Origin of the sequence: Sphingobacterium suaedae, from assembly GCF_042684625.1 — a bacterium.
In the GTDB taxonomy this organism is placed as follows: Bacteria; Bacteroidota; Bacteroidia; order Sphingobacteriales; family Sphingobacteriaceae; genus Sphingobacterium; species Sphingobacterium suaedae.
This window is the reverse complement of sequence record NZ_JBHULR010000015.1, coordinates 234,085-250,849: the sequence shown is the minus strand read 5'-3', so window position 1 is coordinate 250,849 and position 16,765 is coordinate 234,085. Positions and strand designations below refer to the sequence as shown.

At 43.2% G+C, this 16,765-nt stretch carries 17 protein-coding genes; all 17 read right to left on the bottom strand.

The features are described from left to right. Window positions 1-67 precede the first annotated feature (67 nt). Entirely contained in the window at window positions 68-736 is a 669-nt protein-coding gene (locus ACFSR5_RS16830) for a hypothetical protein (protein ID WP_380905631.1), read from the bottom strand. Further along, the gene (locus ACFSR5_RS16825; protein WP_380905630.1) at window positions 717-1,496 is read right to left on the bottom strand and encodes a hypothetical protein; all 780 of its coding nucleotides are present in this window, start codon (window positions 1,494-1,496) and stop codon (window positions 717-719) included. The genes ACFSR5_RS16830 and ACFSR5_RS16825 overlap by 20 nt, the downstream gene beginning before the upstream one ends. Window positions 1,497-1,750: 254 nt before the next feature. Beyond that, entirely contained in the window at window positions 1,751-3,139 is a 1,389-nt protein-coding gene (locus ACFSR5_RS16820) for an NADH-quinone oxidoreductase subunit N (RefSeq protein WP_380905629.1), read from the bottom strand. 19 nt (window positions 3,140-3,158) lie between these two features. Then, window positions 3,159-4,604 (bottom strand): complex I subunit 4 family protein, encoded by a 1,446-nt coding sequence (locus tag ACFSR5_RS16815; protein WP_380905628.1) that lies wholly within the window; start codon window positions 4,602-4,604, stop codon window positions 3,159-3,161. Window positions 4,605-4,667: 63 nt separating this feature from the next. After that, on the bottom strand, window positions 4,668-6,587 hold the full coding sequence (gene nuoL, locus ACFSR5_RS16810; protein ID WP_380905627.1) for an NADH-quinone oxidoreductase subunit L: 1,920 nt from the start codon (window positions 6,585-6,587) through the stop codon (window positions 4,668-4,670). Window positions 6,588-6,614: 27 nt separating this feature from the next. Further along, a complete protein-coding gene (nuoK, locus tag ACFSR5_RS16805) occupies window positions 6,615-6,944 on the bottom strand; it encodes an NADH-quinone oxidoreductase subunit NuoK (protein WP_380905626.1) in 330 nt (109 codons plus the stop codon). Beyond that, window positions 6,944-7,441: an NADH-quinone oxidoreductase subunit J family protein gene (locus ACFSR5_RS16800; protein ID WP_380905625.1), complete on the bottom strand. Its 498-nt coding sequence runs from the start codon at window positions 7,439-7,441 to the stop codon at window positions 6,944-6,946. Before ACFSR5_RS16800 ends, nuoK begins: the two co-directional genes overlap by 1 nt. A 1-nt stretch (window position 7,442) precedes the next feature. Continuing rightward, entirely contained in the window at window positions 7,443-7,967 is a 525-nt protein-coding gene (locus tag ACFSR5_RS16795) for a NuoI/complex I 23 kDa subunit family protein (RefSeq protein ID WP_380905624.1), read from the bottom strand. A gap of 82 nt (window positions 7,968-8,049) precedes the next feature. Then, the gene (gene nuoH / locus ACFSR5_RS16790) at window positions 8,050-9,087 is read right to left on the bottom strand and encodes an NADH-quinone oxidoreductase subunit NuoH (RefSeq protein WP_380905623.1); all 1,038 of its coding nucleotides are present in this window, start codon (window positions 9,085-9,087) and stop codon (window positions 8,050-8,052) included. Window positions 9,088-9,101: 14 nt separating this feature from the next. After that, the gene (locus ACFSR5_RS16785; RefSeq protein ID WP_380905622.1) at window positions 9,102-10,115 is read right to left on the bottom strand and encodes a 2Fe-2S iron-sulfur cluster-binding protein; all 1,014 of its coding nucleotides are present in this window, start codon (window positions 10,113-10,115) and stop codon (window positions 9,102-9,104) included. A 38-nt stretch (window positions 10,116-10,153) separates the two neighbouring features. Further along, window positions 10,154-11,506 carry an NADH-quinone oxidoreductase subunit NuoF gene (gene nuoF / locus ACFSR5_RS16780; RefSeq protein ID WP_380905621.1) on the bottom strand — a complete coding sequence of 451 codons (1,353 nt, stop codon included), beginning with the start codon at window positions 11,504-11,506 and terminating at the stop codon, window positions 10,154-10,156. A gap of 1 nt (window position 11,507) precedes the next feature. Beyond that, the gene (locus tag ACFSR5_RS16775; protein ID WP_380905620.1) at window positions 11,508-12,032 is read right to left on the bottom strand and encodes an NADH-quinone oxidoreductase subunit NuoE family protein; all 525 of its coding nucleotides are present in this window, start codon (window positions 12,030-12,032) and stop codon (window positions 11,508-11,510) included. Next, window positions 12,025-13,260 (bottom strand): NADH-quinone oxidoreductase subunit D, encoded by a 1,236-nt coding sequence (locus tag ACFSR5_RS16770; RefSeq protein WP_380905619.1) that lies wholly within the window; start codon window positions 13,258-13,260, stop codon window positions 12,025-12,027. The genes ACFSR5_RS16775 and ACFSR5_RS16770 overlap by 8 nt, the downstream gene beginning before the upstream one ends. Before the next feature lie 15 nt (window positions 13,261-13,275). Further along, complete coding sequence (locus ACFSR5_RS16765; RefSeq protein WP_380905618.1) at window positions 13,276-13,779, bottom strand: NADH-quinone oxidoreductase subunit C; 504 nt, start codon at window positions 13,777-13,779, stop codon at window positions 13,276-13,278. Continuing rightward, window positions 13,772-14,332 (bottom strand): NADH-quinone oxidoreductase subunit B, encoded by a 561-nt coding sequence (locus ACFSR5_RS16760; protein WP_148908797.1) that lies wholly within the window; start codon window positions 14,330-14,332, stop codon window positions 13,772-13,774. The genes ACFSR5_RS16765 and ACFSR5_RS16760 overlap by 8 nt, the downstream gene beginning before the upstream one ends. A 197-nt stretch (window positions 14,333-14,529) precedes the next feature. Beyond that, window positions 14,530-14,910 (bottom strand): NADH-quinone oxidoreductase subunit A, encoded by a 381-nt coding sequence (locus tag ACFSR5_RS16755; protein ID WP_380905617.1) that lies wholly within the window; start codon window positions 14,908-14,910, stop codon window positions 14,530-14,532. A 104-nt stretch (window positions 14,911-15,014) separates the two neighbouring features. Beyond that, window positions 15,015-16,754, bottom strand: a complete 1,740-nt coding sequence (locus ACFSR5_RS16750; protein WP_380905616.1) for a tetratricopeptide repeat protein — start codon at window positions 16,752-16,754, stop codon at window positions 15,015-15,017. Between the last annotated feature and the right edge of the window lie 11 nt (window positions 16,755-16,765).

Here is a 16,765-nt window from a genome sequence, read left to right as displayed (position 1 = left end):
TAAATCATGAACGCGATGATAAGGATGGTAGTCAAAACTACAATCAAAAGCACAATAAAGACAATATTTATCTTAATCTCTTTAATCGGTAAAATACATAAATAGATGAACCATATAAAATTGCCGAGAACGTATTGTTCAATCCCCATATCAGATATGAAATCCGAACACTTACCTCAGTTAGTTGATCCAGGAGCAAAAACAAAAACAAAGAGGTTGTATAATATAATATTACTACCCCGTAAAGCAAAAGGACCGGGGACAGCATATTTTCCTCACGAATATATTTCAGCAAAACAGTTGCCATGCCGGTAATTACTAGAAGATGTAATATTATTTTACTAAACCAAGGGGAAAACAAAGCTCCGCTTGACCACTTCTTGACTGCCTCAATAAATAGCAAGAAACCACCCAAGGTTGCTGCAAGTCTCCAACGTTTAGAAAATCCCAAGTTCAGAGCTATCCATTGTGATAAACAAAAGAATTCCAGAAAAACATATACAGGATATGTGAAACTAGTATCTTGCCATTCCAGCAAGTAAATAAAACATTTATTTAAACATTCAATGCACAACAAACCAAAAAGGAAAGCAACAAACCACTGAAGATTATTTGTTTGACGCACATGCGCAAAAACATACACAGAATAAACCGCTGCGAATAACAATAATCCATTGGATAGTACTAGGGAGCTAAAGTAGTAGACACTCATTGGACTACCAGGTGTTCCGCTCAAGTACCATATCTTTACAAAATGGAGGGCATGGCTGTGAGTAATCCTTACTGTTCATCACCGCAGGAGTAAAAATTTCTGATCCAACCAAAGGTTCTGATAAGGCCGTTTTCGGATCTTTGGTCGACACGAAGATCAAAGCGGGATAGGATTTCTGATAGATCATCGAAAACTTCAAGCCAAAAAGCGCCTGTACAGCCGTATAGTCTGTTCCCTTAATGGCTAAATCAACCGTCGGGACCCTGAAAAATCTAAATATCCCCTTCCCGCCATATTCTGAACATTCACGAAAAAACCAATCCAAACAATTGTCCTTCCATAATTCGATATCTTGCACACAAATTTCTTCAGGAAACAAAGGTTCATTAGATGTCGGAAGGTCTATCTCCTTGGTCAATTTACTTATCTTCAGGTCTGGTGTTAATATCGTTGTTTTTGTCGTTGTAACCGTATCTATTTCAATTATGGCCAAATTATTTTCCATAGGCGCATAGGGTACGTACACGTATTTTGATAATTTTCGTTCCTTTCCATTCTCGTCCAAGGGTTTGGCAATCAGAATAACCTTAGCGTGATGGACTCCAAAATAAGCATGGAAATAGTCAGAAGAATCCTTCAACAATTCCTGGCAATCGCCTTTTTCAAATTTAAACCCTGACCTAGGATCTATCAATTCTATTATATGCTCATATTTCAAGCGCATACTATTCCAGGCATCAATTGCTTGACTACACTCTTTCTCTTTAAGGAAATTGGTTTTCATGGTTTTGGTCTTTAAATATTTCCCTTAAAGATAGTAATAATAACATCAAGCACACGGATTTTATCCATCTCAATGGAAATATTCACATATCCTCAGATCAATCTCTTTTGATACATGCAGGAAACCATTCCAATCCAACTAATAATTAGGTACTCCGAGGCGAGCAAGTAGCAAACAAAACTACGTTTCGATACTTCGGTCGTCTAATGCATAGAGAATGCAAGAGCCATTCCCAGCCAGTACTGTTATCTTGGTTAGTTCAATAAACTTAGCAACAGATCAGGATAAATCCCCAAAGCAATCGTTAATATAGCTGCTACACTTAAAACAATCTTGTAGTTAACCGTAACGGTTTGGTATTCTGCTCCGCCAGGCTCTTCGGTCTTAAAGTACATACATACCACGACATGTAGATAATAATATACCGCAATAGCGGCATTGATCGCGGCTAAAACAAGCAACATGACGTTATACCCTTCCATAACATTGTTGAACATCATGAATTTTCCGATGAAACCTGCGGTCAGTGGAATTCCGGCAAGCGACAACATCGCGATGGTCAATACAAAAGCCAACCAAGGATCTTTCTTAGCAAGCCCATTGAACGATTCAAACTGGTCAGATCCAGTTTTACGCTTAACCAAGATAAGTGCTCCGAAGGCAATAACGGATGCCAAAGAGTACGCAGTAGCATAAATAAAAATACTGGCAGCGGAACTGGCGCCGATAGCTACTATTGCAAACAGCATGTAGCCTGCATGGGAAATACTGGAATACGCCATCATGCGCTTAAAGCTCGATTGCAATAATGCGGAGATATTTCCGACGAATAACGTGATGACAACGACCGTCAGTAGCACGGGTGTCCAAAATGAATCTAGTGGAACGAGCACGGTACTAAACAAACGCAAAAAGCCCACAAAAGAGGCCACCTTGACCACTGTACTCATGAAACTCGTGATCAGGATCGGCGCGCCGTCATACACGTCCGGCGTCCAAAAATGAAAAGGTGCCGCTCCTACCTTAAAACAAAGGCCGCACAGCATGAGTAGAATACCGCCATAAAACAGAGGAGAAATTTCCTCAGCAGACACTACATAATTCCGCAACCCTTCCAAATCAAATGTTCCTGAAGCACCATACATCAGTGTTATACCAAAAAGCAAGAAACCGGTCGAAAATGCGCCCATCAAGAAATATTTTAAAGCGGCCTCATTCGAAGCAAAGTCGCTTTTACGAATTCCGACAAGGATGTATAAGGCTACTGACATAATCTCAATCCCGACGAATAACATCGCAAAATTGTGATAAGCATTGACCAGCAAAGCTCCGGTAAGCGAAAATATTATCAAACAGTAGTACTCTGCTATATGATCACTGATCGTTCGGAAATATTCCTTCGACAGAAGAAGTATCAATCCGGTTATTATTAAGCACAGCGCCGAAAATGCCAACGCGAAACGGTCAAACACAACCATTCCATTGTAAACCGGTGCAGCTTCTGTGTTCCAACCCGAAAGGGTGAATCCCAACGCTACCAACAAGCCGATTAAGGTAACGGGAAGCAGTGCATTTTTCGCTTTAAACAGCCCTAGATACAAGAGCAAAATTCCCAATACACACAACGTAATTATCGCACCCATAATTTTTTACAATCGCTAATTAAAATTTAATTTGATTTAACAAGTTTGTCACTGACGCCTCGGACAGGTGCAGGATAACTTTCGGCCATATCCCAAGAAACAGTGTAAAGAACACAAGGACACTTAACACCACCAATTCATGTCCTTTGATATCGGCAATTGCTTCATGCTGTTCGGTTAAAGGTCCCAACATTGTTTTCTGATAAAAACGCAACATATACACAGCGCCCAATATTAATGTCAACCCACCAAAAACGGCATACCAAACACCAAAGTCAAACACGCCTTTCAGAAGCAGGAACTCGCCAATAAATCCATTAGTCAATGGTAGTCCGACTGCTCCCATCAATAAGATTAAAAAAGCCACCGCCAAGCGTGGCATACGTGCCGCTAACCCACCCCAATCCGATAGATTACGTCTTCCTGTGCGTTGCTGTAGGATGTCGATCACAAAGAACAAACCAACAACACTTAAACCGTGGTTAACCATCTGTATAACGGCTCCCTGGAGTCCTTCGGCATGCCAAGAGATGACTCCCGCCGAGATCAGACCGACGTGGGCGATCGAAGAGTAAGCAATTAGCCGTTTCGCATCCTGTTGTTTAAAGGCAATCAGAGACGCATAAACAATACCTACAATGCACAGTACCATAATTAACTGGCTATAGGCCATCACGCCGAACGGGGCAATAGGCAATAACCATCTGATCAATCCATAGATACCCATTTTAAGCATAATACCAGCTAACAACATGGTTCCAGCGGATGGCGCATGGGTGTACGTGTCGGGTTGCCAAGTATGAAAAGGAAAAATTGGAATTTTGATTGCAAATGCTAAAAAGAAGGCCCAAAATATCCATCGCTGGGTAGATTCTCGTAGATTCAATGCGACCAAATCATTCCATTCCAGGCTTCGTGTTGCTCCTTGATTGTATAAGAAAATCAGCGCCACCAGCATAAGAATACTACCGAAGAAAGTGTACACGAAAAATTTCAGATTGATTCGGATACGATCCCCGTCGCCCCAAAGGGCGCAAATGAAATAAATCGGGATAAGCGCGATCTCCCAGCCGACGTAGAAGGAAAACGCGTCCAATGCCAGAAAAACCAATAATAACCCTGTTTGCATAAAAGAAATCAGGGCATAAAAATTTCCTTTGTAGCCTTTTCCAAATGAACTTAATACAATAATTGGGATCAACCCGTTGGTTAATAAGACTAAAGGAAGGCTGATACCGTCTAATCCTATATGAAATTGAATACCTAAAGAGGCGATCCACATCCAACGTTGTTCAAACTGTATCGTAGCGTCAGGGGTAAATTCACATAGAAATGGTATCGACAAGCTTAATTCCAAAAGGCCGAAACCCAACGCGATCCATTTCGCTGGGCCACTCCCCTTCACGAAACATAACACCAACGCCGCAATAACGGGCACAAGAAGTAATATAAATAGGTTATCCATTAGCAAATTAAAAAATCAAGAGTTAATAGTCAAACATCCCTTTGCGGCCATTTATTTACGAACTTAAATTCGAAAAATTCCGTACACTAAAATTGCGATCACACTAATCACCATCATAATGATATAGAAGCCAACATGCCCACTTTGCAGTTGTCGAATTCCTTTTCCTGAACCTATAAAAAACTCGCCGATACCATTGACGAAACCATCAATACCCATCCGATCAACATAGGTATATAGGAATACCGAAAGTTTCTTAAGCGGACGCCCGATTACAGCTTCGTAAAACTCATCGATATACAATTTATGGTACGACCATTTGTACAACGTACCGGCCTCCTGACCATCGGCGCCAGGGATCTGTTCTTTCTTTACATAACGGTTATATGCGATTATCGCCATTAGAAGCGCGCCTGCCGTTGAAATTCCCATTAACAGATACTCCGTGGTATGACTTAAAGCCAACGGAGCGGTATGCAAACTCCCTTTATCCAATACTGGATTCAGAAATGTACTTAAGGCGTGATGGCCTCCTAGCGCTTCGGGGATATTCAGCCATCCTCCTACAATAGACAAAACTGCCAAAACAATTAGCGGTAAGGTCATTTGCCAAGGTGACTCATGCAGATGACTTCGTTGTTCATCAGAACCACGGAACGTTCCAAAGAACGTCAAGTAAAGCAAGCGAAACATGTAAAATGCCGTGCACAACGCGGTCAGGAATCCGACTCCCCATAACAGGGGTTGATGCTGAAAAGCATGCGCCAATATTTCGTCCTTGGAGAAGAATCCTGCGAAGGGCGGAATTCCACTAATGGCAATTGTACCGATCAACATGGTTGCGAACGTTATTGGAAGCGCCTTTCGCAGTCCTCCCATCCGGCGCATATCCTGTTCATGATGCATCGCGTGAATCACCGAACCTGCACCTAAAAATAATAGAGCCTTAAAAAAGGCATGAGTAAGGACATGAAAAAAAGCCCCGGTGAACGCACCTACCCCGAGGCCCAGAAACATGTATCCCAATTGAGATACCGTAGAATATGCTAATACTTTTTTGATGTCGTTCTGTGTCAATGCGATAAACGCAGCGATACAAGCAGTAGCAGCGCCAATGATGGCCATCACATCCATCGTTGTTGGCGCAAGCACAAATAAAATATTAGAACGTACAACCATGTAAATACCTGCAGTAACCATGGTTGCGGCATGAATCAGGGCGGAAACCGGCGTCGGGCCTGCCATCGCATCCGGAAGCCAAGTGAACAGCGGTATCTGGGCGGATTTACCTGTCGCGGCAACAAACAGCAGCATAGTGATAACAAGAAGTGCACTGTTTCCGACCGGCATTTCCCCAGCTTGTGCAAATACGGTGTTATATTCCAAACTGCCGAATGTCTCCAGGATAAAGAACATCGCAATCAGGAAACCAAGATCGCCAATACGGTTCATAACAAAAGCTTTTTTTGCTGCCGATGCATAAGAGGAATTCTTGAACCAAAAACCAATGAGCAGGTACGAACATAATCCTACCCCCTCCCAGCCAATAAACATGACCAAGTAATTAGACCCTAACACGAGAATCGTCATAAAGAAGATGAACAGGTTTAGATAGGCAAAAAATTTGCCAAAGCCTGTATCGGCAGCCATGTAGCTACATGAATACAAATGTATCAAAAAACCTACCCCCGTGATAATCAACAGCATGATCGCACTCAATGGATCCACCAAGAACGATAGGCCTACCTGAAGCTTCCCGACGGAAAACCAGTCAAACAGAGTCACCTGGTGGGCCACAGAAGCCCCCGTTGCCTGCGCAGCCGTTATATCTAAATAAAGGACTATACTCAGGACAAATGAGGCGAGGACAACGCCACAGCCTACGACGCCCGTAACGACTTTCGGCACGCTATTTCTCGTAAGTCCATTTACGACAAAACCTATCAAAGGGATCAAGGGGATCAGCCAAATTAATTCAGACATAGTTTTTTACTAAAAATCTCTACTCAATTACCAACGCAATTTGCTTAACGACTCAATATCCACGGATTTCGTGTTCCGGTATACCATGATGATAATGGCGAGCCCTACCGCTACTTCAGCAGCAGCCAACGCCATGATGAAAAATACGAACACCTGTCCGCTGGCGTCCCCCCGATATGCGGAGAAGGCTGCCAACAAAAGGTTAACGGCATTCAACATCAACTCAATAGACATCATAATGATGATCACATTACGACGGATAAGCACTCCTGTTACGCCAATAGCGAAAATAATACTACAAAAAATGATGTAGTGGTTCAATGGAACACCTTGAAGCTGTGTAACTATATTCTCCATTATGCTTTTTTAATGTCTTTTTTAGCTAGAAGCACCGCGCCAACCATAGCTGTTAGTAAAAGAATGGACGAAATTTCAAAAGGTAACAGGAATTCCTTAAACAATACCTTCCCAAGATTTTTCACCAATCCGATTTCTGCGTTTCCCGCCACCAGCTCGTTGGTAGGCTCGATCACCCGAAAGGCTCCCAAAAACGTAGCGATCAGGCACATACCTGCAATGGCCCCCATTGTCTTAACCAGATTGCTTTTCATGGGTTCTGTCTCTTCGTTCAAATTGAGCAACATAAGTACAAATAAGAATAAGACCATAATTGCCCCCATATACACGATAAAATTGACCACCGCTAAAAACTGTGCATTCAACAAGATGTAATGAATGGTCAACGTGAAAAAGGTAATCACCAAATACAACACGCTATGCACTGGGTTCTTGGTGAAGATAGTCATCAACGCAAAGAAAATAGCGAGAAATGCGACAAAATAAAATACGGACATCCTAATTCGTTTTTTCTTGGTTTAGTTTTTTAATATCGAACACGGGCTCGACCAATTTATCTTTCCCGTATATAAAATCCTTGCGTAAATACTCGGCCGTTACATGCGGACCATCCAGGTATATGGCTTCTTTTGGACAAGCCTCTTCACATAATCCGCAAAAAATGCAACGCAACATATTGATTTCGTAAACAGCGGCGTATTTTTCTTCCCGATACAAATGCATCTCCTCTTTCGTGCGTTCGGCAGCAATCATCGTAATGGCTTCTGCTGGGCACGACAATGCACATAGACCACAAGCTGTACAACGTTCCCGTCCCTGCTCGTCACGTTTGAGGGAATGCTGTCCCCTAAAATTTTTGGAATAAGGCCGTTGTTCCTCCGGATATTTGACCGTAGGAATTTTTTTGAAAAAATGCCGTATGGTAATCCCAAGGCCTTTCGCGATCGCGGGCAAATACATACGCTCCCAAAAATTCATCGGTTTTTGCTCGATTACTTTCTTTCTATTAGACAATGATTGCATAGTTTCTTTTTTTTGTGTGGGCAGCACTTGGCCAATCTGCTAACTAATATATTTTATGGCTACGGCAGTACCCGAACCGATCTTAAAAGTACGTGTCCTTAATTATGGTAATCACTCCTGTCAACACAATATTCGCTATTGCTAGGGGAATCAACATTTTCCAGCCCAAATTCATCAACTGATCATACCGAAAACGGGGCAAGGTCCAACGTATCCACATGAAAAAGAAGATAAATGCGAATATTTTCAGGAAGAAAACCAACACGCCAATAACGGTAATCCAGTTCTGCGAGAGCCCCAAATCATACATGAACGGAAAATTATATCCACCAAAATACAGAGCCGCCATTAATGCTGAAGACACAAACATATTAATGTATTCGGAGAACATGTAAAGTCCCAACTTCATAGAGGAATATTCTGTGTGATACCCGCCGACGAGCTCAGTCTCACATTCAGGTAAATCGAACGGCACGCGATTACATTCGGCAAATGCGCACGTCATGAAGATCAGGAATCCAAGGGGCTGAACCCAAATATTCCAATTTACAAAACCAGATTGTTGTGCGACAATTTCACCCATAGAAAGTGTTCCGGTGACCATCAGCAACGCTATAATGGATAGTCCCATTCCGATTTCATAACTGATACTTTGAGAAGCGGCCCGAATAGCTCCCATCAGCGAAAATTTATTGTTTGATGCCCAGCCACCGATCATAATACCGTATACACCAAGGGCTACAACGCCGAAAATATATAATATACCTACATTGATATCTGCCACCTGTAGAGAAATTTCACGTCCTCCAATAGTTAGACTCTGCCCCCATGGGATGACCGCGGAACTGATACAGGCTGTAATAATGGCCAAGGTAGGTCCTGCGACAAACAGCACCTTATGAGCTCCCGCGGGAATTATTTCTTCTTTAAAAAAGAACTTCCCCCCATCGCAAAGAGGCTGTAAAATACCGCCGATACCAGCTCTATTTGGACCGTACCGATCCTGCATAAAGCCAGCGATTTTCCGTTCAGCGAGGGTTGAGTACATCGCAATTACCAACGAAATGGTAAAGACGATAACCACCAAAATTAATTTTTCTAAAATAAAAGCTCCTTCCATATATGCTGCCTTATCTATTTCAATCGTTCCGTTCTTGCGAGTTGTTCCGCATTCGCACTTTGCAATGTAATGTCTGTCTGGATAACGGGCGGCGGCACAAATCTATCATAATGATTTGCCGTAATTACTGATTCTTTTTCGATCGGAGTCGGTTCCTCCAATACCCAATCGGCCGTCTGTTTCTTATCGAAGCGACAAGTATTGCATATAAAGTCTTCAACTTCATTAAATTCATCCTTTCTTCCGGTAACACGGAGTACTTCCTCTCCTTTGTACCATAAAGTCACTTTTCCTGAACAGGTCGGACAATCCCGATGTGCGTCCACTGGCTTGGTAAACCAAACTCTATTTTTGAACCGAAAAGTTTTGTCAGTCAAGGCTCCTACAGGACAAACATCGATCACATTACCAATAAATTCGTTATCCAATGCATTTTCAATGAATGTAGAGATTTCTGCATGATCGCCACGGCCAATAACACCATGTTCCCGTTTATCGGTCAATTGATTGGCCACATAGACACACCGATAGCATAAAATACAACGGTTCATATGCAATTGAATCTTATCCCCGATATCAATGCGGTCAAATGTGCGACGCTCGAATTCATACCGTGTTTGCTCGGCGCCATGTTCGTATCCCAGATCCTGCAACTTACATTCTCCTGCCTGATCGCAAATAGGACAATCCAAGGGATGATTAATCAACAACATCTCCACGACCCCTTTACGTGCCTCCACGACATCTGGCGAAGTGATGTTCTGCACCTCCATACCGTCCATTACCGTTGTGCGGCATGAAGCGACCAATTTAGGCATAGGACGAGGATCTTTCTCCGAGCCTTTGGAAACCTTGACCAAGCACGTTCGACACTTGCCGCCGCTACCTTCCAGTTTAGAGTAATAGCACATTGCTGGAGGCACGATATCTCCACCAATTGCGCGAGCGGCATTTAGGATAGTTGTCCCTGGTGTTACATCTATCGATATGCCATCTATGGTTACTTTAAATTTTCCTTCTTCAGCCATTTTATTCATTCAAAAATCAACAACTATATGCCGTGTAGCTAGGCTACCGGTGTTAACGGGTCAGCGTAATGTGCCAGTCCAAAGTTTCGAACTTGAGATTCCCCGGGATTCAAAATGTGCCATTCAAATTCGTCTCGGAAATGACGTATCGCGCTGGCCACCGGCCAAGCCGAGGCATCTCCCAATGGGCAAATTGTATTTCCATCTATCTTACGCTGAATATCCCATAACAAATCAATATCTGCTATGTCGCCGTGTCCATACTCAATTTTGTGCAGCACTTTCTCCATCCACCCCGTCCCCTCACGACATGGCGAACATTGCCCGCAACTTTCGTGATGGTAGAAACGCGTGAAATTCAACGTATTGCGCACAATACACTGATCCTCATCAAACGCTATAAATCCTCCCGATCCCATCGCCGTTCCTGTTACGAAGCCACCGTCAGCCAGTGACTCGTAGGTCATTAAGCGCGCATTTCCATTTGCCGTTTTCAGCGCAAGATTAGTCGGTAAAATAGGTACAGAAGATCCTCCTGCCACCACAGCCTTCAGGCGTTTACCGTTAGCAATTCCGCCACAGTATTCATCCGAATAAATAAATTCTTCAACCGGAAGACCTAATTCTATTTCGTAGACACCTGGACGCACCAGGTTACCCGAAGCGGAAATTAATTTTGTCCCAGTACTACGTTCGATCCCGATTTTGGCGTACTCCTCTCCCCCGTCGTTAATAATCGGTACCGTTGCGGCAATAGACTCGACATTGTTAACCACTGTGGGACAACCATAGAGTCCAGCCACAGCTGGGAATGGAGGTTTAATCCGGGGATTGCCACGTTTTCCTTCCAGCGACTCGAGCAAAGCCGTCTCTTCGCCACAGATGTAAGCCCCTCCTCCGGGCTGTACGTAAATTTCCAGATCATATCCCGTGCCCAGAATGTTTTTACCTAAAAATCCTGCGGCTTTAGCTTCCGCTATGGCTTGCTCCACAATCCGGATCTGAGGCATCATCTCGCCACGGATGTAGATATAGGAGGTATTCGCTCCTAATGCATAGCTGGAAACAATCATACCTTCAACCAGCGCATGCGGAATCTTCGTCATCAGGAAACGATCCTTAAAGGTTCCCGGTTCCGATTCATCACCATTGCAAACCAAATAGCGTGGCACGCCGTCCGGCTTAGCTAAAAAGCCCCACTTCATCCCTGTCGGGAAGCCTGCGCCTCCCCGGCCACGCAAGCCAGACTTCTTCACCTCCTCGACAACATCATCAGGAGACATCGTTTTTAAAGCTTTCTCCACAGCGCGGTATCCACCCATCTGACGATATACGTCAAACGTATTAATGCCCGGTACATCGATATGGTTTAACAGTAGTTTGCGTGCCATCTTATTTTGTTTGTGCTTTTTGCTTTAATTCTTCAATTAGTTTGTCGACACTTTCCTCCGTAAGGTTTTCATAGAATGTATATTCCGGCCCGATTTGTAGCACCGGCCCAAAACCACACGCGGCCACGCATTCTACTCCCCTCCATGAGAAGAGTCCATCGGCCGTCACTTCACCCTCCTTAACTCCGAGACGATCTTCCAAATGTTTCATAATTTGCTCTGCACCGACCAGGCAACATGGCCCTGTACGGCAAATTTCCAGTACGTACTTCCCCTTTGGCTGCAAAAAAAACATCGTATAGAATGTTGCAACTTCGTAAACCTCAATAGGCTTGATATGTAAATACGTAGCGACTTTGTCCATCGCATCCACGCTTAACCAACCAAATTCAGCCTGTACCAAATGTAGGATTGGTAGGAGGGCCGACTTTTGTCGAGCCTCGGGATATCGGCTGACAACTTCTGCGAACTTCTCCAGTAAAGAAGCCGAAAATTCAACCGTCATATTTTCCTGAACACTAAGCATCTAGTTCTCCTGCAATAACGTTTAAACTACTCATATTAATAATTGCATCCGATATCAACATACCACTACTCATGGGTGCAAACATCTGATAATTGATAAAGGACGGCCTACGGAAATGCAAGCGGTAGGGCGATCGTCCCCCATCGTGGATAAGATAGAATCCCAATTCACCATTTGCACCTTCTACGGAATGGTATACTTCCGATTGGGGCGTTTCCCATTCTCCCATAACGATCTTGAAATGGTAAATTAATGCCTCCATATTGGTATATACTTGCTCCTTTGGAGGCAAATAAAATTCTGGGACGTCGGCGTGAAATACGCCCACAGGTTCCTTCTTTATTTTTTCCATAGCTTGCTCGATGATACGAAGCGATTGCCACATTTCCTCATTGCGCACCATAAAGCGATCGTAAACATCGCCGGTGGTGCCAACTGGAATATCGAAATCAAACTCATCATAGGAACAATAAGGGGATACCACCCGAACGTCATAATCAACACCGGTCGCACGGAGGATCGGCCCTGACCAACTGTAGCTCAGGGCTTGTTCTGGCGTAACGGCGGCGACACCAGATGTCCGTTCAATAAAAATACGGTTACGCACAAATAAGTTTTCAAATTCTTTAAGAACTGGTGGGAACCGTTTGGTAAATTCCACTATTTTTTGAAATGCTACCTCATTAAAATCACGTTCGAAGCCACCAATACGACCAATATTTGTCGTCAAACGTGCGCCACAGATTTCCTCGAAAATTTCGTAAATAAACTCCCTCTCCTGCATCACGTATAAAAATCCAGAAAATGCACCGGTATCAACGCCTAGGATACCGTTACAGATAATGTGATCCGCGATCCGCGCAAGTTCCATAACGATGACACGCATGTACTGCACGCGTTTGGGAATCTCTATGTTCAAAAGCTTCTCGACAGTCATGTGCCAGCCCATATTATTAATAGGAGCGGAACAATAATTCAAGCGATCCGTCAAAGGCGTTATCTGATAAAAAGGCCGATGCTCAGCGATCTTTTCAAACGCCCGGTGAATATAACCTATGGTGGACACCCCACTCACAATCCGCTCTCCATCGATCTGCACCACGTTTTGGAAAACACCATGCGTTGCAGGGTGTGTAGGTCCAATGTTCAACGTGATCAGCTCATCCTGCGGATCATTGTCAAAGAACACAGATGCGTTTGGTGTTATTTTGGTTATCGGTTTACTCATCTTCTCTAGCTGTTATTAGCGTCCAAAATAAAAGTCTTTCTTGTCGACGCGATTGGGATCCTCCAAAGGATATTCCTTACGCATAGGGAACACCTCCAAATCGTCCATATTAAGAATCCGTCTTAGATCAGGATGTCCTTCAAATACAATCCCAAAAAAGTCATATGTCTCCCTTTCCATCCAATTCGCTCCTTCCCACAACGTGGTAGCTGTCGGAACGGTAGGATTTGGTCCAGCAACAAAGACTTTGATTCGTAAGCGAACATTCTGCAACATATTGTGCAGATGATAGACCACGCAGAATTCTTGCGCTTGTTTCGGATAATGAACCGCGGTAATGTCGGTTAAGTAATTGAACCGAAGCTCCGGATCGTCCTTTAAAAACTTCAACATATCGATACTGTCCTCCGGAGCGATGGATATGGTGAGTAAACCGTGGGGTTCCCCCAGCACGGAAAGCCGGTCATTGTATCGTTCTTGTAGACGGGAGATAATCGTCTGATTCGTCAACTTATCCATTTCCATTATCCGTTACAATTCCATACTTTTCCAAGAGAGCCTTGTACTCGGGCGTATTGCGCCGGTTTAACGACTCATTTTTTACGATTTCCTGCAACTTTAGGACTCCATCTAAAATAGCCTCTGGCCGTGGCGGGCAGCCCGGGACATACACATCGACTGGAATAATCTCGTCAATACCTTGTAATACAGAATAGGTATCAAAAATACCTCCGCTCGAGGCGCATGCTCCAACAGCTATCACCCAGCGGGGCTCGGCCATTTGGATATACACTTGTTTTAATACCGGCGCCATCTTTTTAGCAATCGTCCCCATAACCAACAACATATCAGCTTGCCTGGGCGAAAAACTAGGACGTTCTGCTCCAAAGCGCGCAAGGTCATAGGTTGACCCCATGGTAGCCATAAATTCAATACCGCAACAGGATGTTGCAAATGGCAAAGGCCATAGTGAGTTAGCCCGTGCCAATCCTATAGCTTTATCTAAAGTCGTTGCGAAAAATCCTGCTCCTTCCACCCCTGGAGGTGCTTCTGCCAATGTCACTTTGCTCATGACTATCGTTTTTTGGTTTATACTAAGTTTGATTTGATGGAGAGAGGGATCGCATACATATGTCGGCTGTCTGCACCGCTGTACAACACCCTCCTTGAAAACTCGTTTTCAGGACGATATGTATCAGTTTAGCAAAAACATTGTCACAATCTCATGGAAATTTGCAAATAGCAATCCCCATGACACGAACGATATGTTTAATCCCAGTCCAGTGCTTTTTTCTTGATGACGTAGATGAAGCCTAATAGAAGCAAGCCCATAAAAATGAACATCTCAATAAGCCCCTGTACACCAAATTCTCGAAAATTGACAGCCCAAGGATACATAAATATCACTTCCACATCAAATATCACGAACAAGATAGCAACTAAAAAATACTTAATGGAAAAGGGCTGCCGAGCATTCCCCACCACTTGAATACCGGATTCAAAGGCGCCGAGCTTGTTCTCTGTGCGAACTTTCGGGCCTATCAAATGAGTACCAATGATGGTCAATACACCAAAACCGATGGCTACACCTAATTGAATTAAAATAGGTATATAATCTACTGGAGTGCTACTTAGGTTTACACTTTCCATAATCACTAGTTTATTATCTGTTCTCTCTAACAAATATATCATTTTTTCCCAATAAAAAAAGGGACTGCAAGCAGTCCCTCGGTAATTTTAATGATATTTTAATCTTAGAGCTGGTCAACGAATTGTCCTGCAAATTCATTTGCCGGATCGATCTTGATCGTCTCTTGGAAATAGGTTTTTGCTTTCGCGTTATCCCCTTTTAAATAGTGGAAATAGCCTAGGTAATTGTTTGCATCTGTGATGTACGAATTTAGATTCGGATCTTCAGATTGTACCGTTTTCACAGCCTCTAACAACTGAGTAAATGAATCAACAAACAATCCTTTTGCGTTTTCAGGATCATACATTACACCATCCAAAGCCAATTCTGATAATCCTTTATAATATAAAGAGTTAATCAAGTACTTTTTCTTTACATCATCTTTCGTAGTACCAACTACGACACCGAACGCCTTAACCGCTTCATCCAATATCGGTTTTCCAGCGGCAATTTTAGTCGCTCCCAATTCAGGTGTAACCTCTTCGCCCTCTGCAGGAGAAACAATCTTTGAACCTTTACTGTATTGGCCTAACCCAATGAAATAGTTCGCATCAAAATAATAATCAGATTCTGGGTCAGAAGCAGGCAAACGGAAAATCTTTACCGCAGTTTCCACTTCACCATCCTGGTATTTTGCGAAGGCAGTTTCAGCGATTTCAGTCTCTAGGTTATCCTCTTCAGTCTGTTTTTCAATAGCCTGTTTTAACAACTCAAAGCCTTTCGTTTCGTCGCCGGCACTTACATTCGATAGACCTGCGTATAAGTAGTCACGAGGGATCAAACGTTCTGGTTGAACCTTCGAAAACAACGTGTTCATATATTCAGCAGCCTTTGCATAATCTTTATCCTGATTGTAGGCGATATAACCTAAATAACGGTATACTTTAGCATCTACACCTGGAGCATCAGCTAATTCTTGGGCAACTGTTTTCAATTCTTCGTAGTTCCCTGAATACACCAAGAAATCGGCGTAGCGTGTTTTCGCCTCTACCGAATTATCTCCCGTCAAGCTCAAGTATTTTTTATAATTTTCCACACCTTTTTGGTTGATCTCGCGGTATTGATCTTCCGGCGCTTTCAACGACGACAAGTAATACGTTTCCGCTAACTCACGATAAAGTGGGGCATAATCTGGATGTTCTTGCGTAAGCGCTGTTAACTGCTCGAGAACAACATCGTAGGCTTGAGCTCGTCTAGAAATCAGCGCTTGACCGATTTTCGGCGCTAACAAACTCTGATCCATATACTCCGCATCGCGGTAGTTAACAAATGCCTGGCTGCTTTCGCCCAACCCAGCATATGCATCTCCTAAGGCAACCAATATTGACGGATCTTTTTCATTTTTAGCTTTAGCTTGCGTCAAATATTCTATAGCCTTCGTATAGTCAGGTTTAGGCGCATCTATGTAACCCTCTCCAATATACAAAAGTGGTAAATAATCCTTTTTTCCGAGGCCGGCAACAGCAGTAGAGAATTTAGTCTCAGCAGCACTTTGGTTGCCATTCATCAAATCAACAATACCAAGACCGACATTGTTTAATTGTTCTTTTGGAGCATTTGTCAACCCTTGGTTGAACACGTAAGCAGCCGAATCTACCTTATCATTGATTAAATGTATCTTTCCTAGATAGAAGTAGTTTTCGCCATCCTTCGCTTTCTTCTCCACTAACCGCTGTAGCATGTCTTTCGCTTTATCATACTGCTCTGCAGTCATTGCTTCTTTAGCGTCTTTCAAGCTCTGCGCACTAACAGAACCGATTGTTCCAGCCAGTAATAGACTTAAAAATAATTTGCTGTTTGTCATAATTTATTCGT